The organism is Ureaplasma zalophigenitalium (genome assembly GCF_025780055.1).
GTDB classification, from domain to species: domain Bacteria; phylum Bacillota_I; class Bacilli_A; order Mycoplasmatales; family Mycoplasmoidaceae; genus Ureaplasma; species Ureaplasma zalophigenitalium.
The window spans coordinates 1-346 of sequence record NZ_JAOXHJ010000035.1 but is presented as its reverse complement, the minus strand read 5'-3'; the positions used below and the strand labels follow the sequence as shown (position 1 = coordinate 346).

Below are 346 nucleotides of genomic sequence, written 5' to 3'. Positions count from 1 at the left end.
TTTGTATTTCAAGACATACAAAAAAATAAAGAAATTAATACCTAGTAAAAACGAGCAAAACTGTATAGTTAAAATAATGCACAGTTTAAATACATCCATATCACTTCTTCAGTGTAAGTTAGAAAAGTTAAAAAATCTCAAAAATACCCTTTTAGAGAAGATGTTTGCAGATGAAAAACACCCCTTCCCAAAGATTAGATTTAAAGAATTTACAAACGCTTGAGAACAGAGAAGAGTGGGAGATTTGTTTATTTTGACACGCGGAACCGTTGTGTCGACTAACAAATTATCCAAAACAAAAACATCCCTGTTTAAATACCCGGTTTATTCTTCTAAAACAGTAAAT

At 30.3% G+C, this 346-nt stretch carries 1 pseudogene; it reads left to right on the top strand.

What is annotated here, in order from left to right:
* Positions 1–76: 76 nt before the first annotated feature.
* Positions 77–346: pseudogene (locus OF365_RS03240) on the top strand (hypothetical protein); the annotation flags it as partial.